This is a genomic window from Alteromonas sp. G4i13 (assembly GCF_054960505.1).
Genome location: NZ_JBHNYX010000057.1, coordinates 1 through 23,617 on the forward strand (window position 1 = coordinate 1; position 23,617 = coordinate 23,617).

Consider the following 23,617-nt stretch of genomic DNA (forward strand, 5'->3'; position numbering starts at 1 on the left):
AGCCCCATCCTTGAGATGGGGCTTTTTATTTGACCGTTAAATTACCTTTCTATTGTTTCGTTCGTACTCTACCCTTAGCTTATCGTGGTTTTCTTAAACAAGGATTTGTAAAGTGAAAACGATGCGCTTTATTGGCATTCAAACCGTTTCAATATTTTTTATTCTCTTTTTCTCGTCGCTGCTATTCAATTCAAACGCCAGTGCCCAGCACGATGATACTAACTTCGTCATTGGAGAATTAACTCATCCTCGAGTAAGTAGCTTCTATAAACCCCTAATAGCACGTGCGTATCAAGATATCGGCATTGAGGTTACATTCGAAAAAGTGGGTGGGGAAAGAGGCTTACGGCTTTTGAATGAAGGAATGACAGATGCAGATATTACTCGCTATGACGTAGTGTCTCAGCCTGACAATAACATTGTAATTGTTCCTCCAGCACTGTCTCATGGTACCTCATTTCTATTGTGTATACGGGGAGCTGAGTGCAATAAAAGCATAATTCAACAACCAGATAAGGCAATAGCCGTCACTACCCGATTTTTCTTCAATACGCACACCAAACCTGGCGAGTTAAATGCTAACATCTTTGAATTTGATGACTTTCACCACGTCATAAATTTACTGCTCAACGGGCGATTTGACTACGCTATTTTACCGAGTGACTATTCTGAAGAAGCCATTTTCGATCAATCTGGAATTGAGTATATACCTCTAGTGGAACACGAATTGGTACACGTTATTCATAAGAAACATAGCCACTTAATTGACCAACTTTCTGCAGCAATCGCCAAGCAGCTTCAGCTACTCAAAGCCGCGGAGAGTGAATAAATAGAAAACGCCCGCATCAATTGCGGGCGTTAATTGAACAATAACTAGTACCTTCGCACTAGATATTTGCTCGTTAGTCGAACATATATTTAAGCGACAGTACCGTAGTACGACCATTTAGCGGTCTTCCGCGGACATAATCACCTGTTGAAATCTCTCCAAAAGGTGTTCCTTCTACTTCAGTTACTACAAATTCGTCTGTAGCATTGTTCATGTTTAACGACACTGAAAACTGGTCATTAACCCAATACGTAGCGAATAAGTTTACAAGGTTATAGCCTTCTTGTTTCAGGTCATTATTATCTTGTACGTAGTACTCTGTCGAACCTTGCAGCGAAGCACCAACTGACCAATTGTCAGTGACATACTCAGGTGTAATAGTCCAGATCAAATCAGCTTGACGTCGAGGCGTATTTCCTACGAGCGATTGGTCATTAACATCTTTACTGATTTCAGCATCTGTCCATGTTAAGTTACCTGACATCACAAAATTGTCAGTTGCATTCCAACGACCTTCTAGCTCAAGACCAGTTGCTTCGTATTCACGCATGAAAGTTAGACCACTTGTTACTTCTGCTTGCGTATCTTCAGTAACAGTATCAAACAAGGTTGCGTTAACCATGAGGTCTCTCGTACCGTATTTGTAACCTACCTCGAATTGCTTCGTTGTATCATAACCCGATGTTGTACTTGTTAAGCTGCCGTCTGTATTCAATGTACCGCCTATCTGCAATAAACGATCGGCTATAGCACGGCCACCTTTTGAGTAACGAGCAAAGAATGTCTGACTGGCGCTTAGAAGGTACGAACCACCGATTGAATAAGACGTATTATTCGCGCTGTAATCAACAATTTGAGAAGACGCACTGGCGCGATTTAAGTTGATGACACCACCGCTAATGAAGCCGCTGTTGATTGCTGAAGCATCTTCAATTTGCTCAATAGTTCCGTTACCGTTTAGGTCGAAGTCAGCATTTCCGCCGCAACATGAGCTGATGAGTTCACCTGAAGCTTCGGTCGTGTCATGACGTACCGATGCATCAATAAGAATGTTATCAGACAATTCAAAACCAACGTTCATGTACGGCGCTTTTGTTACATAGTTTAAGTCCCACTCCCACGAAAGGAAGCTTGGCGACAGTAAACCGTTTGAAACAAGTTCCACACCATCGCCATCGGTAATTGTCAGAAGCTGCGAATTGTCACCGTCTAGGGTCTGAATAAATGTCTGCCAGCTTGACCAGCTTGTGGCGATGTCCTGGTTTGAGTAGTAATAACCTACAGTGAGGTCGATACCGTTATCAAATTCTTTACGTAAACTGAAATCGTTGATCATGTTACCCAAATCGTTGATTCGAGTGTCGAACTGAAGGTTTGTAAATGCTTGTCCTGTGTACACTTCACCAGCGCCAGGTCCGTTCGCGAGCACAACACTTGTGCTGTCGCAATTCAGTGCATTTCCGTCACCGTCAGTAGCGCCGGCACAAAGTGCAGAAGCGAAATTCGATACATCGCCAGGGCCCGCTGGAAATCCATCAGTAAATGGAGCAATAAAACCACCTGAGATATCTGAAATACGGAACTTGTTTAATAAGAACAAGTTTTCAGCCACTTCGAGGTCAACTTCAACGCCAAATGAGTTTACTTTTGATTCGATGCCATCGCGGACGTCGCGATTCTCTGGGTTACCATAGCTGTCAAAAGTAGAAATGTTTGTGTTGTAAGCTGAGTTTAATGCCTGTGAGCTGGCATCGTAACCAGGTACCGGGCCATATTCACCATCGCCTTTCACCAATACCGGAGAAGGAAGGTATGTTGATACTTTGTCATCAAGGTTTTTATAGAAGAAACGGATGTGACCGTTATCTAGCATTTTGGTGATATTGAACTTAACTTGACCACCTTGATCGCCGTTGTAGCCTGTTTCTCGCGGGCCCTCTCCACCACGGGCAAAGCCAGCAATGTGGTAGTAAAGGTCGTCGCTAATTTCACCGCCATAGCGAAAATCTAAACGAAACTCTTCGTAATCGACGCCAAATGACGTTCCAATGGCACCGCCACCTACTTCGCCCGTGTTGCTGATTAAATTAATTACACCACCTGGCGAGTTACTTGCAAACGTCGACGCTGAACCACCACGTACAGCTTCTACATTAGCTACAGACCAGTCGTAGCGTAAGAAGTTGTCTGCATTACCGAAGTTGATGTCACCGTATTCCAACACAGGTAGGCCATCTTCATGTAGTTGCAAGAACTTGGAGCCACCTGTAGCAAGTGGAATACCACGAATAGTTATGTTTGCATTACCGCCACCACCAGATGATTCAGCACGAATACCAGGTAACGCGCGAAATACCTCAGCGGTAGAACGAGGAGCTAGTTTAAGAATATCGTCTTCATCGAATGCACTTACAGAAACACTAGCTTCTTGCATCGTTGCACCACCCGGTGCAGCGGTAACCACAATCTGTTCGAATTTTTCTTTCGACTTTGCGTCAGCATCAGCTGTTGATGATTCCTGTGCGATAACCGATCCCGAAAAAGCGGCGCAAATCGCTAGGGTCAAAGCGTTGAGTGTGTGATTTTTGTTCATTTTTTCTCCGGCAATGTTTTGAATTTGTTAAACCCAAGGTAGCCTCTGCCCCTTTAACGTAGGGAGGCGGCAACACGATCCAAACTTAATCGATTAAGAATTTATAACAAATAAACAACATTGTAAACATCCTGTGAAGAGTTTTTACTCTTGCGCAGCGTCTTATTTAACGTTTATATACTAAAGTTTTATCTATATTTAGCCTATACTACAATCATTTAGTATACTTAATTTTGTACGTTTCGCTCTATTCTGTACGACTAAATTTTCTTTTGAAGTAATGCATTAGTTTTGAGTCAGAATGTGATTAAGGCCTTATCCGGTTGATCACGTTTCAAGAATCAATATCACAAACTGAAATAGAACGAGACACCACCGACATGCTAATTGGCAATAGCTTTGTCGGCTTCTTGATGACGATATTTGCCTTTTCTGGCCTTGTATTTTTTTGAAAGCGACTCCCTTCAACAATTGATGCTAGCGGGAAATTTTTTATACTAGGTGTGCTTGGCTTGGTTTTTTGGTTTGATATTTTCGCCAGTGCTTTTCGCTACCATCGCTTTTTCATCAGTACATTACACCTTAAAGCTAAGAACAATAGTTTGATGGAACAAATGCGTATTGAGCGTAGTGAAACAGTTAAAGTAAACAAACTACTCATAGCGTCAAACGAAAAGCTCGATGCATCTAACGCCATCGCTATGTTCCCCGTCCATGGCGACAGTGCTGTTGATTTAATTTAACAGGCAGACCTGACTATGTATGATCAAAAGCATAAGCAAAGAGGCTCTATTGGCGTGTTTAATGAAACGTTGTAAAACGAAATAAAGTGAGAGCAGCGCCGTTCAATTTTATTAAAATTGATCGCTCTTTTATACAGAATAGCTCTGAAGAGAGTGATACCATAACAAGAGCAACATTTTTAATGGCTAGAGAGTTTGGCTGTAAAATCATTGCAGCGGGCATCGAAACTGAGCAGCAAAGGCAACATTTGTCCCAGCTTGGAACCGACTATTTGCAAGGCTTTTACTTCGCTAGACCAATGAACGCCAACGACCTTATTTCTTGGTATAACGAAAACTACTAATAACCATGGCTCAACTTTATTTTTATTACTCTGCAATGAACGCAGGGAAGTCCACATCACTCCTCCAATCAGCTTATAACTACCGTGAGCGCGGTATGCATTCGGTGATTTATACCGCAGCGCTTGATGATCGATTCGGCGTTGGGAAAGTCACTTCTCGTATCGGCTTACAAGCAGATGCCAAGCTATATGCAAAAGACGATGATTTGTTTGCCTCAATAAGCAAAGACTGCGAAGCATTAAAGCCCGACTGCATTTTTATTGACGAAGCACAGTTCTTAACAAAGGCACAAGTAAAGCAGCTCGTGGACGTAGTTGATGAACTTGATGTGCCGGTACTAGCCTACGGCCTGCGTACCGACTTTTTAGGTGAAACCTTTGAAGGAAGCCACTATTTGCTAGCTTGGGCAGATAAGCTATCTGAACTAAAAACCGTTTGCCATTGCGGCAAAAAAGCAAGTTTCGTGGTGCGTTTAGACGAAAATGGCAATGCAGTAAAAAATGGTGATCAAGTACAAATTGGCGGCAACGACACCTATGAATCAATGTGTCGCAAGCACTTTAAAGAACTGGTTTGGGACTAAATCCCAACGTCAAGTAACCTAACTAAAATAAGCGGTCACTGAACCTCATTTCTGTTGCGGGCTATAGCATTTATTGTCCGCTTCTCATTCTCAAAGAATTTGCCATTCGCCCTTCTGCTCTTTGCCAGATTTCAATCGGCGTTATCCAAACTTTCTCGGTACTATTTAGAGGTAGCAAGAAAAAGCATTAAGCATTCTTGCTAGCCACGAGTAGCCGTTTATGACCTGTATTTAAAAACACTTTTCTTAAACAATTAAGAAAACACTTGCGTATGAGTAAAACAACTACTATTGTTAAAACGTTGTAAATAATAAAACCTTTGTTTAACACACTCAGCAAGGTATGACTCATGAAGCACACCAGTACGTTTAAACCTGCGTTAATCGCTATTTCTATTACCGCCGCCCTTAACAGCGGTTCAGTAGTAGCACAAGACACACCAGACGACGAACAAGTAGAAATTATTCAAGTTTCGGGTATTCGAGGCTCTTTGATGCGCGCCCAAGCGGTGAAAATGGACAACGATTCCATTGTTGAAGCCATTTCCGCGGAAGACATTGGTAAGCTTCCAGACTCTTCAATCGCAGAATCACTTGCCCGCTTGCCAGGCCTATCAGGTGAGCGCGTAGGCGGACGAACGTCTGGTATTTCGGTACGTGGCTTCAAAGAAGACTTTACCGGCACCTCGCTGAACGGACGAGAGCTTATCGGTATTGGCGATAACCGTGGCGTAGAGTACGACTTATACCCTGCTGAAATCATGACAGGTGCCACAATTTACAAAACCTCTGACGCTTCGCTTATTGTCCAAGGTATTGGCGGTACAGTAGACTTGCAAACAGTACGTCCTCTAGCAGCCCAGGAAACCCTTACCGTCACTGGGGTCTACGAACTTGGTGGCAACGATTCAGATAATCCAGAGTTCGACAATAGCGGCAACCGTTTTGCTCTTTCCTTTGTAGAAAAGTTTGCAGATGACACGGTAGGTCTCGCACTTGCCATTGCATCAACGGAGTCCCCCAGAAACGAGAGAAAATACGGTGTTTGGGGATATGGTGAGAATGACGATGGTCAGGTGCTTCCGTTTGGTTTAGACACTCAGGCCATTAGCCGCGTGCTAGAACGCGACACGATTTCAGCCATTCTTCAATGGCGTCCCACCGATAGACTAGACATTGTTTTTGATGCGCTAGATATTGATTATTCCGACTCAGGTGTGATTCGCGGTTTCATCGAACCCTTCGCTGCGGCAAATGTAAGTGGTACAGGCATTAACAACTCGGGCACGCAAGTTAACGCGAATCCAGTACTGCGTACAGATCCCGCGCAAAAAGATGGCGAGCTTCAAACCTTCGGTTTAAATATCAAATACGACATAACCGATGAGTGGTCTCTTACTTTAGATGTGGCAGACAGTGAGTCGAACAAACGTGACTTGCGTGGTGAATCATACGCTGGTTTAGCGCGTTCTGGTGCGCTCGGCGAAGGGCAATTAGGTTCACGTCAATTCGAAATGAGCACTGATGGTATTTACTTTACCGGCAGTAGCGGCCTTGATGCATTCTCTGATCCCACCATGTTACAGCTTGCGGGTCCTCAAGTTTGGGGGGGCGGTATGGCTAACATTGCCGATCAGTTTACCACCGATGTTTTACAGGCAAATGGTCAACCTTACAGCTATTTCAACGCCCAAGACGGCTTCCTGAACTTTGCTGATTTTGAAGAAGAGTTGACCACAATACGTTTTGAGGCAGTTGGTTATGTAGATTGGGGAATCTTCAACACTTTTACGGCCGGCGTAAACTATAGCGACCGATACAAAGCAAAAGATAACAAAGGTTTCTTCGCAACCGCTTCATCTTATCCATTTTCTGAAGCGATCCCTGAGCAGTATCTGTACAACGGCTTAGCTGACTTAACCTGGGCTGGCATGGGTTACGTTGTAGCCTACGACGGCTTTGCCCCTTACAACGATGGTGAATATACGCTTAATGATGCAGGGCTTCTAGAGCCTGATCGTTTAGGTGATACCTACACCATTGATGAAGAAGTAACTACATTATACGCCCAGCTAGACTTTGAGACTGAAGTTCAAGGTTTCAATGTAAAAGGTAACGTGGGTGCACAATATGTACAAACGGACCAAAGCTCAACGGGTTTCATTGGTATTGTAGGCCCGAACTTTGCCGTGTGTGACGACGATGGCAACGAAGTGGTTGATGCGGACTGTATTATTACCGATGGCGATGATTACTCTCACTTCCTCCCTAGCCTGAACGTAAGTGTCGAACTTAATGAGAATCGCTATTTGCGTTTTGCGGCATCGAAAACCATTAGTCGAGCACGTATCGACCAAATGAAAGCATCGGGCTTTGTTAAGTTTGATCAAAATATTGAACTGATTGCCACAGAAAATTCTGAGGCAGCGGTGAGAGAGTTCGGGTCGCCTTGGTCTAAATTTACAGGTAACCCAACCCTTCGTCCGTTAGAAGCCAACAACTTTGACATTTCATTTGAAAACTACTTCGATGAAGAAGGTTATGTCTCAATTGCGCTTTTCTATAAAGATTTGGTTAATTGGACCCGCGACGGTAACCAGCTTATTGATTTCACGAACGACGTGACCAATGACGGTGCTAACTACTTCATCCCTGGATTCCATGACAGGATAGTGGACGTTGCGGGTAACTACGGCCCGCAAGACACGCCTTACGAAGTGGGCGATTTAGTAACTCCGCCAGACCAGGGCTTCTATTCATTCTTCGAAGATGGCCTAAAAGGTGAAATGAAAGGGGTTGAGCTAACGGCCAATGTTCCTTTGAGAATGCTCACTGACTCTCTGGATGGATTTGGTATTGCCGCTTCTGCGACAATCCTAGATGCGGAGCTTGAAGATGGAACAGCCATTCCAGGCCAATCAGACAATACGTACAGCATTACAGCGTACTATGAGATGAACGGCTTTGAGATTAGGGTTGCGGCAACCGATCGTTCTGAGTTCCTTACGTATCAGCGTGGAGGTTCAAACAAAATTGAGCCTGCAACTCGTAACGCCGTTACCCAAGTCGATGCTCAAATTAGCTACGATTTTGCAGATAGCGGAATTGAGTACTTGGAAGGGCTAAGAGTGTCGTTACAAGGCGTAAACCTGACTGATGAGAAAGAAGAAACCATTGATGATGCGGGCATTGTTACGCTCCGCCGCGAGTTTGGTCCTTCTTATATGCTAAACCTCAACTATTCGTTCTATTAAAAGGGACCATCCCTTTTGAACGCACGAAAATAATGGCACGCACCTTTAGATAGTGGATACGTGCCTTGCATTACTGCCATGTAAAGTGTGGCAGTAATGCGCAACTCTGATACTGTTTAATTTCACCCTTCTTTTATTGCAGAGCCTTTAATGACAACACCACTCCGAATTGTTATTGCTGGAGGCGGCACAGCAGGTTGGATGGCTGCCAACCTTTTAGCTCACCGCTGGGCTAATCAAGCTGTGACCATCACACTCATAGAATCAGAAGACATTGGCACAATAGGCGTAGGCGAAGGCTCGACACCTACTCTCAAGCGTTTCTTCCAAACTCTTGATATTCCTGAGTATGATTGGATGGAAGAGTGCCAAGCAACGTATAAAGTTAATATCAAGTTCACGGGCTGGAATGGCAATAATTCACACAGCTACTCTCACCCCTTTATTAGCCAGCTAGATGTTTTTAGTGAACGAGCATTTCACGTTAATGCCTTAACCAGAAGGCTGGGTCTCGATGTTGAAACTCGACCTGATAAGTTTCTTATGGCGGGGTATTTGGCAAAGAAAAACCTTGCCCCTCTTCCCTCACATAATTTTCCATTCGATATAGAATACGGCTACCACTTTGACTCTCTAAAACTTGGACGATTCTTACGCGAGCGCGCTAAATCAAAAGGCGTATATCACGTTGTTGGTAATATTGAATCGGTGCATACCTCACCATCTGGCGACATTTCACATCTCGTTTGTCAAGACGGACAAAAACTTGATGGAGATCTGTTCATAGATTGCACGGGTTTTTCAGGACTCCTTTTACAAAAGACGCTAGGCGTACCGTTTAGGGACTTTAGTGACAACCTATTCAATGACTCGGCCGTTGTGTTGCCTACACCAGCATGCGCTAATTTACCGGTTGAAACCGAGTCGGTTGCCATGTCGAACGGTTGGCGTTGGCAGATACCGCTTCGCAACCGCACGGGAAACGGATATGTGTATAGTCAGCAGTACCAAGAGAAAGACGCTGCAGAATGTGAATTGCGACGCGCATTGGGGATGGAAAATACCGATGTTGAAGCAAAGCACTTGTCTATGCGTGTAGGGCAATGTGAAAGGCACTGGGAGAAGAATTGTCTTGCACTAGGCTTGTCGCAAGGGTTTATTGAACCTTTAGAAGCAACGGCACTACACCTAGTTCAAACGAGCATCGAGCTTTTCGCGGACAACTATTCTTTCAACGAAACAAGTGCTCAACAGAGACAGGCGTTTAATCGGGAAGTTTCAGAGCGCTTTGAACGCGTCCGAGATTATATCGTGTGTCATTACAAGCTAAACGGGCGCAACGACAGTGACTACTGGAGAGACAACAGAGCTAATATGAAGCTGTCCGAATCACTGCTTAGTTTACTTGATGTGTGGTACAGAAAAGGGGATATTGTTGAGGAAATAAAGCGGCAAGGTATTGGTCGACATTTCAGCACTACCTCATGGCATTGTTTGTTGTCTGGCTATGGTGTATTCCCGCCACCGGCACTCAATCAGCCCGCTTCTTTGAAGGAAAGCGGCGACCTTTTTGAAGAAAAGAAACTTGCCGCATTTTTTAATCGCTGCTCGTTAAACTTTGATAAGCAATCTACCTTATTTAACGCGGGCTGAACCTCTTGGCTCAGCCTATACCGTCTCGCCGACTTGCAATTCAAAAGGCAGCGTACTCTTTGCTGTTACTTGATTAAGCAGTGCTTTTGTTGCTTCTACGCCTTTGCCACTACTGGATTGGCAAACTGTAGTAAGACGCGGGCGCGCACGCTCGGCTTCCCCAATACCATCAAACCCTGTAATTTTCAGCTCTTCCGGTACCTTAATATTCATATCCAAGGCTAAGTGAAGTAGCTCAAGGGCTATAATGTCACTCATACACAAAACCACATTAGGTCTTGGAGAGCTGGTCAGTACTTCTTTGGCAGCCTGTCTTGCAAAATGTCTGTCACTTTCTGGAAGGTGCCAAATACGCTCATTGCTTACCGTGATGTTCTTTTCTTCAGCGGCCCTTAAATAACCATCAAGTCGACGGTGAGCAATTGAGCTGTCTACGTCAATCAACGGACTATCGTAAATACGACATGTAGAAGGCGAGTCAATCAGGCGAAGCCCAAAAATTGCCACATTATCACCTTCATTTAACGCATGAGACGCAACGCGATAGGCCGCCTCTTCGTTATCAATATTAATAGATGGTTTGTCTTCGATATCAAAGTCAACGGTGACCACAGGTTTTGGCGACACTGCCAACTCCGCTACCAAGTTGCTGTTGCGCGGTTGTCCGTAACAGATAAAACCATCAACAAAATCTACAACATCAAGAATGCTGTCAGAGTCGCCCGCGTACAGTAACAAATGCTTGCCATTTTCTTGAAGCGCAGAAGAAACACCTTTAATAAAAGTACTCGCGACGGGGTCACTCACCATATATGAAATGCTGTCGGCTAATACTAAAGCCACAATATTTGATGTGCCCTTTCTGAGGATCTGTGCTGCTTTATTGGGGCCGCTGTAACCAATCTTTTTGCACTGCGCTAAAATCTCTTCGCGCTTCGCTTTTGATAATTGGTCCGGGCGGTTAAACGCATTTGAAATGGTTGCCGTTGAAACGCCCAACTGTTCAGCAACATCTTTTAGGGTAAGTTTTGTTTTATTCATTATTTTTAGCTCTTTTCACGAAACTAACTACCCAGATTTAAAAACAAAAAAGGGTAGCAAGCGTGCGCTCTGACTACCCTCTGACTATATCATTAACTTAAACGTTTAACGCGTGAAATTTAGCGCTAATTCGATGAGTTGTGTAACAAATTGCTCAATGGCTTAATTTTTAGAGATTTTCGCTCTTAGCGCGTGCCAAAGATTTTGTCTCCAGCATCTCCTAATCCCGGTAGGATATAGCCTTTCTCATTCAATCTATCATCGATTGCGGCGGTAAAGATATCAACATCAGGGTGTGCTTCAACAACGGCTTTAATGCCTTCAGGCGCAGCAACAAGGAATAGTCCCATTATTTTTCGACAGCCTTTCTTTTTCAAAAGGTCGATTGTTGCAATCAAAGTACCGCCAGTGGCTAGCATCGGGTCAACAATTAGTGCAGTACGTTCATCAATATTTTTAACCACTTTATCAAAGTAGGCGACCGGCTGAAGCGTATCTTCATCACGGTACAGACCCACTACGCTAATCTTCGCATTTGGAATTAGTTCAAGTACCCCTTCAAGCATACCTAGGCCTGCACGAAGAATAGGAACGACAGTAATTTTTTTGCCTTTAATTTGTCTTACTTCTACCTCATCGCCCGACCAACTTTTAATCGTCGCTCTTTCAGTAGGCAGTGTTCGCGTTGCTTCATAAGTCAGAAGGTTCCCTACTTCAGAGGCAAGCTCGCGAAAGTCTTTGCTGCTAATTTTAGCGTATCGCATAAGCCCTAGTTTGTGCGCAATAAGCGGGTGGGTAATTTCGTGAACGGCCATGTAAGACTCCTTGTAATCGATTTAGCTATATTTTAACCCAGAAGTATTTTAGTTAAAGCGATTAGTCGTAAAAATATGTTTATTCAATGCTTTAAAACGCCACATCAACGCTAGACAGAGTGGATAAATGCTATAACCTAGTGCGTAGGCTATAGCCACAGTTCGTGGCGCAATTCACGATCATGAATGTATAGCGCTCGCTATGAATTGTCGTAGTTACGCGCTAATGAGATCGATTGAGAAAGTTTCAGGAAGTTCAATTTTCTCATAACAGCCGAATCAAACTTACTATTCAAACCATGTTTATCTATGTCAAAAGGAATTGTTTATGCATTCTTACGCTAAACGTTTTCGCTATTTTGCTGTAATGGCACTGAGTTTCTGTGCCCATAATGCCTTTGCACAATGGGAGCAAATCACTCCTGAAAATGAGGTGGTGGTATCAGTACCTGGCGGCGGTGAAAAAACCGTGTACCCATCATGTTCTCTTCCCGCTTTACCGGGACCAGAGGGGTTAGCACCCAACCCATTCTCGTTTTATTTCGAACAAGGAGAAAGTGATAACCTACTTATCTACTTCAATGGTGGCGGCGCCTGCTGGGACAGTGCCACTTGCTTAGCGTCAATGCAGCTTGAGTTTGACGACAACCCGATGTCGCGAGCCGCATATAACCCATCAGCCGTAATCGAAAATACGCCATTTATTTCAGGCGGAATATTTGAAGATACACAAGAGAACCCTTTTCAAACTTGGTCAAAAGTTTTCATTCCCTACTGTACTGGCGACCTACACTTAGGCTCAAAAGACACGCAGTACGTTGACGAGCTTGGTATCGTTACAGGTCTACCTGGTGCCGAAGTTACTTTAAAGCACCGTGGTCACGACAACGCGCTAGTTGTTATGCAGTGGATTAAAGAAAAACTGAACAACGATGATTTATCACCCAACAAAGTTCTACTCAGTGGAAGCAGTGCGGGCGGTTATGGTGCAACGTTCAACTTCCCCTACTTCCAATCGCTGTTTGGTCGCACAAAGGTTGCCCTCTTCGCTGATGCGTCGCTTGGTGTTATATCCCGAGGCTTTACGCAAACAGTCCTAAACTATCAAGGGCCATGGGGGATAGAAGATACACTACCACGTAATTTCCAATCACTGATTGGCAATTTTAACCATCTAACGCTCAATAAGCAGGTGATGCTGCGATTAGCTTATCAGTACCCTTGGAACCGTTTTGCGCAATATTCAACAGGAACCGACATTGTTCAAATTCAGTTTTCTAAAATCTCTGATCAGGTCTCTAGAGGTAATTTAGACCCAACGACATGGGGTGTAACAGAATCTGATTTAGGCTACATACTTGGCTGGCAGCTTCAGGCTAATGCGTCACTTCATGCGCTGTCAGCTTTCACTTGGAATTATCAATTTTACCTTGGTGAAGGCACCTGCCACATGGTGCTAAACGATTTTTGTGAAGATAATGCCTTCCCAGTATCCTCACCTAGCCCATTTTATCATGAGCAGAGTGCGCGAGGTATTTCCTTTAACGAATGGCTACACACCTTTGCTACGTCACGCCGCTTTAGAGAAAATAGCGCGGCATACTATCACTAGGAAACGTAGTGCGAACTTGTAATAAAAAGTAATCAATAACATGGCAAGTCCAACCCAGCAGTGGTTGGATTAGCCATATTTTCACCTGCGTTAACACGCCGCGATTACGAACATTTTAAGTCTCGCTGAGTGGGTAATAATCTATAAGGACTGGTATTAAAACTAGGATTTGTCGTTCCTTGCTGTGCATTTATGCAGCAACAAATTAACACGCCCTACTACCCAACTTGCAAAGTAGCGCCATCAGGCATAGTTACTTCAATTTTCATGTTCCCGCCAACCGCAGCTAAATATGCAGCCGCACGTTGAAGTGAAACGTCCTGAATACGTTTTGATTCCAACTTACTTACACCAGAAGCTGTGACCGATAACGCCATTGCTACGACTTCCTGTTTAACTCTGTGCTGCTTTCTGATGTCACCTAATGTGATTTCTTTCATTGTCTTTTACCGAGAATTACGGGCATTAAAAAAGCCCAGATGGTGATACCTTCTGGGCTTTTGCAAAACGTTCTACCTGCAGTGCCCAGAAGCCAATACTTGCCCCTGAACACCGACGGTCAGGTGCAATCAGTAATTAAAATTATAAAAATAACCAGTTGAAACGTTTTGCATGATAATTCTCTTTTCACAATGTGCTTGTACAATCGGCCCTTTGCCGCGACTAAGCTAAATGTATTGGCCTCGGTGCTTTTTAAATATATAGCAGCGGCCTTCTGTCACTTATCCTTAACCATACCATGTAGATAAGCAATAGCAATGACTTTCCGAAAAGGAAAGTGCCGAAAGCCGGCTATAAGCGCTTTATTAGGCAAGTAGAGGCTTTAAAAAACGTACGCTATCACCCACCGCCGCTTGCTTAAGTGATGCTAGAAAATTGGGGACCTGGTCGCTTCCTTCTTCAGGAGACCAGCTTGCAAAACCTTTATCATCGGTGACTTCGTAAGGCCCTTGTTTAACTTCCATGAAAACTACTGGGCTATGACACACCGTTGCGTGCCAGGTATTAGGAGGAATCTCAATTCCGCAGGTCTCTCCACGAGCGGTTAGCGTTACTCTGTTTTCGACTTCGCCATCGTCGCTGAAAAATAGAATGTCTAATTCGCCCTCTACCACCATGAAGAACTCCCACTTATGAGACTGTACATGTCGATGAGGCCGCACGTAGGAGTCAGGCATCATTGCAATAAACAAACGCTGTACCATGTCGGTATAAGATTTATGTACGTTCAAATTAGCCCGTCGGCGAGGACTTTCCTCAGCCGACTGTTTAAGCGTTTCAAACAACGCTTTATCAAAATACTGAATCTTATCCAACATCACACCCTGTCTATTATTGCGCTAGTAATTTAAAGCGTATCGCTCCTCCCCCCGATGGCGCAAGCTTTAATGACAAGACATCGGCAGACGTCACTACCTTTTTCTCGATGTTCATTGCGTAGGGGTTTGTTTTCCAATGCGCTTTCTCTCCATCCAGATAGAGCTGCGCTTCATACTGCTGACCTTCCTCTAGAAAGGTTAGCGGTAGTGATAATTCTCTGGCTTCTTCATTCGTAATCGCACCAACAAACCAATCGTTTTCAGAGTAGGATGTGTGCTTGCTCGCTTTACGCGCCATTACAATATATTCGCCCACTTCTCCTTGAAGCGCTCTACTATGAGACCAATCTGTAGGGACGTCTTTGATAAACTGAAACGCCGGTAAATTATTCTCATAATTACGAGGTAAGTCTGCTGCCATTTGGATAGGGCTGTACAGCACTACATATTGGGCCAGTTGCTTGGCAAGCGTTGTTTGAGGGCGCATAACCTCTCCTTTGCCCCACTCTATTCCGCCGTCATTTTTTCTTATGTAGTCAAAATTGAAAATGCCAGGTGTGAAATCCATCGGACCAGCGAGCATGCGAGTAAACGCCAACATGGGAATATGGTTAGGCGGATTAGGTGCCGCCCACCCTGAGTTGTATTCCTGACCACGAGCGCTTTCTCGCGATATCCAGTTCGGATAAGTACGGCGAAGGCCGGTATCTTTTACCGATTCATGAGTGTTGATGGACAACTGATATTTCGCAGCGGTTGTGACGTTTTTAATGAAATGATTTACCACGTCCTGGCTGTCGGTATATTCATAGCGCAGTACGTTGTTGTCGTCGCGCACTTTGAGATTTTGGCCATGGGCAACATAGCCCGTTTTAATTTGAAAGCCCCCCAGCTTGTTGTACAGGGCAAAACCGTCTTCCATCTGCGCTTCGTAGTTGGTTATTCCTCCTGATGTTTCATGGTGTCCTATTAACTTCACGCCAACTTTCTCGCCGTAGCTGGTCACCGCTTCAATATCAAAGTCTGGATAACTTTCTGTGAAAGAAAATAACTCTGAATTCGCTATCCAATCACCATCCCAACCTTTATTCCAACCTTCAACCAATACACCATCAAAACCGTGTTTAGCGGCGAAGTCCATGTATTGCTTTGTGCGCTGAGTAGTAGCACCATGCTTGTCTCCAGAGCCCCACGTATACTCATCAATGTGCATTCCCCACCAAATACCTATGTATTTTCCTGGTTCAACCCAGCTCACGTCACCGAGTTTATTTGGCTCATTAAGATTCAAAACAAGGTATGAATTAACCAAATCCGTTGCGTCATTTCCTAACGTAATAGTGCGCCATGGAGTAACAAAACTGCCAGTTTTATGCACCAAACTCCCGTCGTGACGAGGTGCCAGCGACGCTGTAAAACGCCCTAACTCTTGTCTTTTAAGGCTCATACCCGCGTAATCAACAAGGGCAGCTTCATGAATAGCGACATGAGTGCCGTTTTCATACTTCACCGTGAATGGCGTGTGAGCGGTGTGAACGTCTTGCAGATTAGTGGATTGATAAACATATTCATATCTATCTCGACCATGGGCAGGGATCCAAAACGCTTTTGCTTGATGAGAATCGACTAAGTTAAATTCAGTCAGCTCTCTAGTAATTATGCGATTACCGCTTGCAGGTAGCTCGTAGCGAAAGCCGATACCATCGTTAAAAACTCTGGCTCTTACAAGAAAAGTGCGGTCTTTATCGCTAGGGTTATAGAATTTGACCAAAAGCTCATTGTGGTTGTCGCGAATGTTTCGCTGCTCTCCCCACGGCTGCTGCCATGTTTGATCCACCGTATTCCTGCTTATCTCTTCTACTTTAAAGTCGCGATATAAAGGGGCGGCTTTTGCAAAAGTAAAACCAAGCTTACCGAGCCCTAAAACGGGTTCTCCGTTAAATGACACCCGATATTGCGCTAATTCGCCATCATCTGTGAACGATAACTTTACTTTTTTATCTGGGGAGAGAACCGACAACTCATTAGCTATTGAAGGCAAGGAGACGGCCAATAGAAGGAGCAAAAATACGCGCATAAAATATCCAACAAAAGTTGTTAACCTAATGTTAGTATCAAGTAATAGCGAATTTTTGCAACCTATTTCTTAATCGATTAAGTCTATTTTTTGGTTAGCGCTTATTTTTCTTCATCCTACGGCTTTGTTCTTGACGCTTCTCTTCTCGTTTTTCTTTCCGATCTTTCTTATCCGGCGTTAACGAGCCTGTTTTGAATTTTGCTTTACGCTTGGCTTTCGCTTCAGCTTTCTTCGCCGCCTCAAGTGCCATTTCTTCTTTTTCGACTTCCAGCATTTCTGGTGTCTCAAGGGTTATTCGCCCTAACTTACCCGACTGCAGTTCTTTAAGCAGGATCTCGCATATTTTATGAAGGTTTACACGACCACCCGCTTGAATTGCCCCACGCGTTTTGGCGGCGGCTTCCAGAAACTCTATTTCAGTATCTGGCAACTCGTCCAGCTTGTAGCGCTCCTTCATTACCTCTGGATACGCTTTAATGAGGTAATCTGCCGCAAAAAAACCGACATCGTCGTATTCCATGGCAGTATTTTTAACAGCGCCCGATGAAGCTAACCGATAAATTGAATGTGGGTTTTCAAGCTTAGGCCACAGTACTCCCGGTGTATCAAACAAGATAATACCGCTGCCTAAATTTATGCGCTGCTGGCTTTTCGTTACAGCGGGCTCGTTGCCTGTTTTAGCAATGATTCGCTCGGCCAAAATATTAATTAGCGTCGATTTACCCACGTTAGGTATACCTGTGATCATAGCTTTAATTGCTTTTGGCTGACCTTCTTTATACGAACAAATGCTTTTAACCAGCTGCATGATTTGCTTGCTGTTGCCCGGGTTATCGCTAGAGGTCGTGATCGTCTTCACGCCGCGCTCTTTCTCTAAGCTCTCCTGCCAGCGCGCAGTAATTTCTGGGTCTGCCAAATCATACTTATTAAGAATTTTAATACAGGGCTTATCGCCGCGTATTTTTGCAATTTCGGGGTTTTCACTGGAATATGGAATACGCGCGTCAAGCACCTCAATAAGAATGTCTACTTGATTAAGCGACTCTTTAATTTCTTTCAGGGCCTTGTGCATATGCCCTGGGAACCATTGTAATGCCATGGTTGTTTCCTATCGTAATCGAGTTGAGGGGAGTGTGCTTAACGGGTTAATTCATAAGCGCAGATATTCACAGCGCTGGCTAAGTTTAACGAGTCAATCTTACCGCTTCCCGCAATGGTATACGCCGTTGCGTTTAGCTTTGATAGTGCCTCAACAGGCACGCCACGGGCTTCGTTACCAAACAGATAACACTGATAATCACCAAAGGTGTTAGAGGTGATATTACTACCATTCATATCCAAGAAAGCGAAACGTTCGAACCGCTCGCCTAGGCTTTCAAGCGCCACGTTTAATTCCATGTTTACATGGAAAATAGCCCCCATACTTGAGCGTACAACTTTCGAGTTGTATGGATCTACGCTATTTGGGCTTAGTAATAATGTAAAATCCCCAAACCACGCTAGCGTTCTTAGTATGGTGCCTAAGTTGCCAGGGTCTTGAACTTCATACAAATAAATGTACTTTTCGGCACTGGATTTGTTTGCTGAAATGCTGGTTTGTGACCGCTCTGAATATAACGCGGAGTTAGGAAGTGGAACGCGAGCAATAATACCTTGAGGTGACTTAGTATCGCTGAGTTGCTGCATTTGTTGAGACGATACCGTTTCTACCTTCATATTAGAGACTGAAGAATCAAGTTTTTCTTTCAGCCACGCCTCATAATCAGCTGTCACATAAAGGGTTATATCACCTAATGTACTGCTGTCATGCTGAGCAACATTAATTAACTCTAAAACTAAGTGCTCTCCTTCCACCAAATAGAATCCGAACTGCGTTCTAAATTTCTTTTGATGAAGCTTTTTCACGTCACTTAGTTTCATTTGCACTGCCCTTTTTATAACTTTCGGCGCAAGTGTAAGGTATGAAACCCAAAACGCAAAGCGGCAACGCTTAATAGTGAAACAAATAATGAGAGAAAAAGATTGTAGTGGAGAAATACAGGATAAAGGGGAGTATCAAAAAGGCGTTTCAAATATACTTGTAAACGCCTTTTTAATTACCGAGATACCAAGACACCTAAAGCGTTCCAACGTTTGCGTGGCTCACCAATTGGAATACATAAGCAGGCCTCTTCTTTTTCACTTGGTAAAATCTGACATACAACATTTGCACTTTTAAACTCGTGAGCAAGTTCTGTTGCAAATATTTCCGTCACACCTTCCACCAGCACAAACTCGTTTTGCTTTTTCAACGCTGTAGCCAACTCTTCTACCGCTTTTAGTGAAAGGGGCCACAAAGTACGCAATACTCTTAACGATGCAACTGAGGTGATATCGCCACCTTGAATTTGTACTTTAAACATTGAATTACTCGTCTAATGTTGTTGCTTCTTGAGTATCATCACTCGTTGACGCTAATGACGTGCCAGCGGCAAATCCACCCGCACCTGCTAAACCAATACCAACGACACCAACTCCGATTTCACCAAGCGTTGCAGCGCCCGCAAGAGCAATGGGCACAGTTGCTAACCCTGCTGTGCCAACAATGGCAATACCCAAACCAATCATAGCAATGCCAACGCCTAGCTGCTCCCAACCATCAAAGCCGCCGGACACCATCTCAATTTCACTTGTATTTAACTCTTTCATTTACATTTCCTTGTTCTATTAGGCTTCCATTCGAAGCCAAAAACAGGGTAAAAAATGGAATAACAAATAGAAACTGTTCGATGGACGGGTTTTAAAACACTTAAGAGCTAAAGCACCGTCCAAACTGGTTTGGTTCGCTTTTTTTCCTACTGTTGGTCAGCTACAACATAAATTTCACCGTCGTAAATACCTTGGACGGTAAGCTTCTGGCTTGCCAGTGCCTGAAGGTAATCAATATGCGCTTGTTCCACTTTCTGTCCAGGGACAATAAGCGGAATACCAGGCGGATACGGTGTAATTAAACCTGCTGCTGTGCGTCCAACACTGTTTTGCCATGGTATGGCTTCCCTGGGGCTGAAAAACGCTTTTGACGGAAGGTCGTCTAAATGAATTGGCGGAATGTCTGCCGGTAACGGACTCTTGCTCTTGCGCTTGCTTAGGTTAACGGCGCCATCATCAAGACGTTTTAACGCGTTGTATAGCCTTACAATTTTAGAGCGCATTCCACCTAGCGTAAGCAGTACTAGAATAGTGCTATGAGTAAACTTCTCGATTTCTAAACCAACTTCGTCCATTAAGAAACGATGTATTTCTTGGTTTGAATAATCAAGCGCCGATACGTCAATTAAGATTTTAAGCGGATCATGCCCAATGTTGTCACTTTCAAAGTGAGAAAACATATTCGCAAAGTCACTAGGCGAAAGTATTTTAAGTCGCTTAAACTTGGCCATTTGCGATTTGAGTTCGGCAACATTGCTCAATAGCTCATTAAGGATTTTGTAGCCTTCCATTTCCAGCTGCTGACGACATACATCAAGCGAGGCAATGAGTTGATACTTGGGCGAGGTACTGGTGTGAATTGCAAACACTTCTTTAAAGAAGTCTTTATCGAAATCTGGATCGTTTACATGAATAAAGGATGCTTGCGAGAACGCCGACACCACTTTGTGCGCAGAGTGAGTAATATAGTCTGCCCCAGCGGCGATAGCCGAGTAGTCACGCAATGCAGGATGGAACAAGGAATACGCAAACCATGCTTCGTCAATGAACACTTTAATGCCATGCTCGTGGGCTAAATTTACGACTTGCTTAAGGTCAGTCAATAACCCGTCGTAGGTACAGCCCGTCAGTACGATAAGTTTAGCATCAGTATTTTCTTCAATAAGCTGCTTAATTTGCGCCATTCTAGGCGGTGAGAAAATACCGTATTCAGGGTTAAATACACTGTCTAAATACACTGGCATAGCGCGCGCCTGAATAATGCCGTAGTGCACTGACTTGTGGCAGTTTCTGTCGGCAATAACTTTGTCGCCCTCACGCAACAGCGTCTGCAAAATAATTTTGTTTGATGTCGAAGAGCCGTTTGTGACGAAATAGGAATGACGAACTTCAAATGTATTCGCAACAGCGGCTTGCGCTTTACCAATAGCGTGAGTGCCATCTGATAGTGAGCCCAGCGAGTCTACGCTTACCGATAAGTCACTAACAAACACGTTACGCCCAAAGAAACGATAAAAATCACTGATATAGGGTGAATTTCTAAAGCTTGCGCCACCGCTGTGACCTGGCGTATGCCACGAGTCGTTAGACTCTACCACATAGTCTTTGTATTCAGTCCAAAACGGCGTTTCGTTTCTATCATCAAAGTCGTTGATGATATAACCCAAAATAGACTCTGGGTCTGAAATAATGTCGTTACGATAGAAGAACGATTCAATGCCATTGGCTTGGTTTACAATATCCAACCCTTTTACTGCATCGCCTAAGACATACACGGGGAGTTCAGGGCGAATGCGTTTAATGGCGTCGATAACTCTGGCATTGTTATCTATTACTGCGTTGCGTGCAGACGGCTTTTCGCTTGTGGTTTTCTCGCTCGCGTTTTGTGAACTAACGCTTTCGGCTGCGGAGCTCATATTTTCATTAGATACGCCATTTAATAGCACTACGTCTGTCAGCTCTTTGACCTTCGCCACCACATCCCAGCTAAATACCACAGCCTGAATGTCACCGTCTTCACGAACAAATTGTAGTGCCTTTGCAACGGAGTTCGCTTCAAGCAAGCTTATTTCAACGTCACTACGGTCAAAGTAAGTGATGGTGTTGCCTATACTCGACGTAATTTGTTCTAATAAATCAACAGCATCTTCTATAACGAGAATTTTTAAATGAGGGCGCATTAACCAACCATGTAATTAACAATGAGCATTTAACGCTAGGCTAAAACTCATAAAACTAAGAATCTATAAACAACAACAGTAAAACTAAAAATAGTGTAACTCTGAATTTCACTGGTGTCGTGTAAACTCTTGCTATGTCGTAATAAAAGTGCCTAAACGAATTGGACGAGGGCTAAATCACTCATGCACACACCTTCCCTTCAGAACCAATTCCCACACGCTTATCTTTCGAATTCAACAGAGCACACGAAGAACCTACGAGAATTTCTACACTACGCGAAAAATGTGCTCCCTTCTATTGCATCTGCAAAGAAAAACGCCTGGCCAATACATCATGACCACTGCTTTATGCGGGTGATTTTAGACAATATTGTCGGCTGTGCGTGGTATGAGGTCATTCCCTCGCCGGCCTATAAAAACCTGACCGACGAGCAAGCCAGCGCAGCGTTAAACCTCGCGAGACAGATAGCCACTGAGAGTGTCTCGCTTCACGTACTCAACCAATGCTCGAAAAAATGGCGCAATAAGCAGCTAAAACTGGAGTTTTAGTATGACAAAACGAACAACCATTAACGACGCAATTTTGATAGAGGATGGCCAAGACCTAGAGCGAATTGTGAAAGACAAACGTGCGCAGTGGCGGGCTAATAACGCGAAAGCGCGTCGCAGACAACGCCGATATTCATAGCACATATCCCGAAGATGATGCCTAAAGCACTATCATAAAAGAAATCAATTACCTACAATCACTGCTAGAAAGTTGCGCTTAACAGAGTGTAACGTAAATTAATTCCTACTAAGAAAGTGACAGGACATACCATGGCGTTTAATTTAGCTATTAATAACGATATTGCAGTAATCACCTTTGACGACGGAAAAGTTAACGCCGTTGGGTTTGAGCTTATTCAGCAGTTTAACGATGCCTTAGATGAAGCAGAGCAAAACGCAAAAGCGGTTGTATTATACGGTGGTGAAGGCAAGTTTTGCGGCGGGTTTGATTTATCGGTAATGAAAGCCGACGACAAAGCAAAACAGCACGAGTTGGTGTCAAAAGGCGCTGAGTTAATCGTACGCCTATATAGCTTCCCACTACCAGTTGTCGTTGCAGCTGAAGGTCACAGCATTGCAATGGGCGCAATTATGCTTATGGCTGCTGACCTGCGCATTGGTAAAGACGCAGATACTAAGTATGGGCTTAATGAAACCGCCATTGGTATGGTGCTACCGCCTTTCGGTATGGAGCTAGCCAAAGCAAGACTAGCGAATACGTCTCAAACTGAAGCATTGCTTTTTTCACGTATTTATCAAGGCAGTGAAGCGGTAAAAGCGGGCTTTTTAGATGCTGCAGTACCTCAAGAGCAGGTATTAGCGACAGCCATGGGTTATGCAGAAAAGTTGAAGATGTTGCCTAGACAGTCTTTTGCTGAGTCTAAAATACAATTGCGTAAAGAAACGATAGAGAAGATGAAAGCTTAGCGATTATGTTATAACAGCGCGTTGAGACTAGTTGTTTCAACGCGCTGTCTAAAGCAGTTACTTTATGGGTCCGGAGCGGCACTCTATCTCTTCTTTAAGTGCACTTCGAAGGCCTAGCTCAAAACTTAATTCCGCAAGCACAAATAGTGGTCCTATCGCCAGCCCCATTATATCGTCGACAAACGCAGGCTTTTTACCCTCATAGTGATGACCAATAAATTGAAGCACCCAACCACCAATAAAAATACCAAGTGAAATAGCAAGCCATGTTCCCACTTCATTCTGTGCGATGGGTTGAGCGAAATAGACCATAGCCCCCGTAATAAGCGTCATCACTATGCCAAGTTTTATATCTAACTTAATGTAGAACGCATTACCAATTGCCCAAACAAAGAGCGCTGGGCTTATG

General features: G+C 44.0%; 22 protein-coding genes. 10 read left to right on the top strand and 12 right to left on the bottom strand.

Annotation, left to right across the window (positions count from 1 at the left end; genetic code table 11):
* The first annotated feature begins 121 nt into the window (after positions 1 to 121).
* Positions 122 to 829 (top strand): type 2 periplasmic-binding domain-containing protein, encoded by a 708-nt coding sequence (locus ACFI6J_RS19240; RefSeq protein ID WP_232376022.1) that lies wholly within the window; start codon positions 122 to 124, stop codon positions 827 to 829.
* Positions 830 to 902: 73 nt separating this feature from the next.
* Here the strand turns inward: ACFI6J_RS19240 and ACFI6J_RS19245 are convergent, their stop codons facing one another.
* The gene (locus ACFI6J_RS19245) at positions 903 to 3,422 is read right to left on the bottom strand and encodes a TonB-dependent receptor (RefSeq protein WP_061486289.1); all 2,520 of its coding nucleotides are present in this window, start codon (positions 3,420 to 3,422) and stop codon (positions 903 to 905) included.
* Positions 3,423 to 3,934: 512 nt separating this feature from the next.
* On the opposite strand from ACFI6J_RS19245, the gene ACFI6J_RS19250 reads away from it, so the two are divergent.
* From ACFI6J_RS19250 to ACFI6J_RS19270, 5 genes are all read left to right on the top strand, one after another.
* Entirely contained in the window at positions 3,935 to 4,165 is a 231-nt protein-coding gene (locus tag ACFI6J_RS19250) for a hypothetical protein (RefSeq protein ID WP_278344688.1), read from the top strand.
* An 86-nt stretch (positions 4,166 to 4,251) separates the two neighbouring features.
* Complete coding sequence (locus ACFI6J_RS19255; RefSeq protein WP_278344689.1) at positions 4,252 to 4,509, top strand: EAL domain-containing protein; 258 nt, start codon at positions 4,252 to 4,254, stop codon at positions 4,507 to 4,509.
* Between the two features lie 5 nt (positions 4,510 to 4,514).
* A complete protein-coding gene (locus ACFI6J_RS19260; RefSeq protein WP_202942176.1) occupies positions 4,515 to 5,093 on the top strand; it encodes a thymidine kinase in 579 nt (192 codons plus the stop codon).
* A gap of 350 nt (positions 5,094 to 5,443) precedes the next feature.
* Positions 5,444 to 8,347: a TonB-dependent receptor gene (locus ACFI6J_RS19265; protein WP_049587165.1), complete on the top strand. Its 2,904-nt coding sequence runs from the start codon at positions 5,444 to 5,446 to the stop codon at positions 8,345 to 8,347.
* Between the two features lie 150 nt (positions 8,348 to 8,497).
* On the top strand, positions 8,498 to 10,000 hold the full coding sequence (locus ACFI6J_RS19270; RefSeq protein ID WP_156086700.1) for a tryptophan halogenase family protein: 1,503 nt from the start codon (positions 8,498 to 8,500) through the stop codon (positions 9,998 to 10,000).
* Between the two features lie 15 nt (positions 10,001 to 10,015).
* Here ACFI6J_RS19270 and ACFI6J_RS19275 read toward each other — a convergent pair whose 3' ends face one another.
* Together ACFI6J_RS19275 and upp are read right to left on the bottom strand one after the other, a co-directional pair.
* The gene (locus ACFI6J_RS19275) at positions 10,016 to 11,041 is read right to left on the bottom strand and encodes a LacI family DNA-binding transcriptional regulator (RefSeq protein ID WP_014950264.1); all 1,026 of its coding nucleotides are present in this window, start codon (positions 11,039 to 11,041) and stop codon (positions 10,016 to 10,018) included.
* A gap of 185 nt (positions 11,042 to 11,226) precedes the next feature.
* Positions 11,227 to 11,856: a uracil phosphoribosyltransferase gene (gene upp / locus ACFI6J_RS19280; RefSeq protein ID WP_156086701.1), complete on the bottom strand. Its 630-nt coding sequence runs from the start codon at positions 11,854 to 11,856 to the stop codon at positions 11,227 to 11,229.
* A gap of 328 nt (positions 11,857 to 12,184) precedes the next feature.
* Here upp and ACFI6J_RS19285 point away from each other — a divergent pair, with 328 nt between their 5' ends.
* Positions 12,185 to 13,468: a pectin acetylesterase-family hydrolase gene (locus ACFI6J_RS19285; RefSeq protein WP_156086702.1), complete on the top strand. Its 1,284-nt coding sequence runs from the start codon at positions 12,185 to 12,187 to the stop codon at positions 13,466 to 13,468.
* A 218-nt stretch (positions 13,469 to 13,686) separates the two neighbouring features.
* Here the strand turns inward: ACFI6J_RS19285 and ACFI6J_RS19290 are convergent, their stop codons facing one another.
* The 8 genes from ACFI6J_RS19290 to ACFI6J_RS19325 form a co-directional block, all read right to left on the bottom strand.
* Entirely contained in the window at positions 13,687 to 13,908 is a 222-nt protein-coding gene (locus ACFI6J_RS19290; RefSeq protein ID WP_014950268.1) for a helix-turn-helix domain-containing protein, read from the bottom strand.
* Between the two features lie 366 nt (positions 13,909 to 14,274).
* Positions 14,275 to 14,787, bottom strand: a complete 513-nt coding sequence (locus ACFI6J_RS19295; protein ID WP_156087354.1) for a WbuC family cupin fold metalloprotein — start codon at positions 14,785 to 14,787, stop codon at positions 14,275 to 14,277.
* 13 nt (positions 14,788 to 14,800) lie between these two features.
* Complete coding sequence (locus tag ACFI6J_RS19300) at positions 14,801 to 16,864, bottom strand: glycoside hydrolase family 97 protein (RefSeq protein ID WP_156086703.1); 2,064 nt, start codon at positions 16,862 to 16,864, stop codon at positions 14,801 to 14,803.
* Positions 16,865 to 16,958: 94 nt separating this feature from the next.
* Positions 16,959 to 17,963 carry a ribosome biogenesis GTPase YlqF gene (ylqF, locus tag ACFI6J_RS19305; protein ID WP_014950271.1) on the bottom strand — a complete coding sequence of 335 codons (1,005 nt, stop codon included), beginning with the start codon at positions 17,961 to 17,963 and terminating at the stop codon, positions 16,959 to 16,961.
* 38 nt (positions 17,964 to 18,001) lie between these two features.
* Positions 18,002 to 18,784, bottom strand: a complete 783-nt coding sequence (locus tag ACFI6J_RS19310; RefSeq protein ID WP_061486297.1) for a TrmH family RNA methyltransferase — start codon at positions 18,782 to 18,784, stop codon at positions 18,002 to 18,004.
* Positions 18,785 to 18,960: 176 nt separating this feature from the next.
* Complete coding sequence (locus ACFI6J_RS19315) at positions 18,961 to 19,266, bottom strand: hypothetical protein (RefSeq protein ID WP_014977116.1); 306 nt, start codon at positions 19,264 to 19,266, stop codon at positions 18,961 to 18,963.
* 4 nt (positions 19,267 to 19,270) lie between these two features.
* Positions 19,271 to 19,552: a hypothetical protein gene (locus tag ACFI6J_RS19320; RefSeq protein ID WP_014950274.1), complete on the bottom strand. Its 282-nt coding sequence runs from the start codon at positions 19,550 to 19,552 to the stop codon at positions 19,271 to 19,273.
* A 146-nt stretch (positions 19,553 to 19,698) separates the two neighbouring features.
* A complete protein-coding gene (locus ACFI6J_RS19325; RefSeq protein ID WP_156086705.1) occupies positions 19,699 to 21,732 on the bottom strand; it encodes an aminotransferase class I/II-fold pyridoxal phosphate-dependent enzyme in 2,034 nt (677 codons plus the stop codon).
* Positions 21,733 to 21,915: 183 nt separating this feature from the next.
* Between ACFI6J_RS19325 and ACFI6J_RS19330 the strand changes: the two genes are divergently transcribed.
* From ACFI6J_RS19330 to ACFI6J_RS19340, 3 genes are all read left to right on the top strand, one after another.
* A complete protein-coding gene (locus tag ACFI6J_RS19330) occupies positions 21,916 to 22,281 on the top strand; it encodes a hypothetical protein (protein ID WP_156086706.1) in 366 nt (121 codons plus the stop codon).
* Between the two features lies 1 nt (position 22,282).
* The gene (locus ACFI6J_RS19335; protein WP_168463548.1) at positions 22,283 to 22,420 is read left to right on the top strand and encodes a hypothetical protein; all 138 of its coding nucleotides are present in this window, start codon (positions 22,283 to 22,285) and stop codon (positions 22,418 to 22,420) included.
* 131 nt (positions 22,421 to 22,551) lie between these two features.
* A complete protein-coding gene (locus tag ACFI6J_RS19340) occupies positions 22,552 to 23,208 on the top strand; it encodes a crotonase/enoyl-CoA hydratase family protein (protein ID WP_156086707.1) in 657 nt (218 codons plus the stop codon).
* Positions 23,209 to 23,265: 57 nt separating this feature from the next.
* Here the strand turns inward: ACFI6J_RS19340 and ACFI6J_RS19345 are convergent.
* The coding region (locus ACFI6J_RS19345; protein WP_462586334.1) for an Mpo1 family 2-hydroxy fatty acid dioxygenase at positions 23,266 to 23,617 on the bottom strand (352 nt) is incomplete at its 5' end.